Annotated in this window: 1 pseudogene; it reads left to right on the forward strand. The window is 71.2% G+C overall.

Features of this window, described 5'->3' with window-relative positions:
• Positions 1-469, forward strand: a pseudogene (locus LZ017_RS21845) (heme utilization protein); the annotation flags it as partial.

The raw sequence follows: 469 nt of genomic DNA on the forward strand, positions 1-469 counted from the left end.
CGCCGCGCTGGAAACGCAAGACCTGCGCGCGCTGAACACCGCCGCGCTGCGTGCACTCTCCACCGCGCAAATCGACGCGCTGGGCTCGGCCCAGATCCAGGGTCTGTCCACCGCCCAGGTGGCCAGCCTGACCACGGCCCAGGTCGCCAACCTGTCCAGCGATGATCTCACCGCGCTGGGCTCCGACCAGATCCGCGCGCTGGGCAGCTCGCAATTGGCCGCGCTGTCCACGGCCCAGGTCTCCACGATGGAGAGCGCCGACGTCGCCGCGCTGGCCACCAACCAGATCACCCAGCTGAGCTCCAGCCAGCTCGGGGCGCTGGCCACCGCCAACATCGAGGCGCTGGGTTCGCAACAGGTCGCCGCGCTGAGCTCGCGCCAGGTCGCCGGCCTGGGCACCGACCAGATGGCCGCGCTGGAAACGCAAGACCTGCGCGCGATGAACACCGCCGCGCTGCGCTCGCTCTCC

Origin of the sequence: Pelomonas sp. CA6 (genome assembly GCF_022549225.1) — a bacterium.
GTDB lineage: Bacteria > Pseudomonadota > Gammaproteobacteria > Burkholderiales > Burkholderiaceae_C > Roseateles.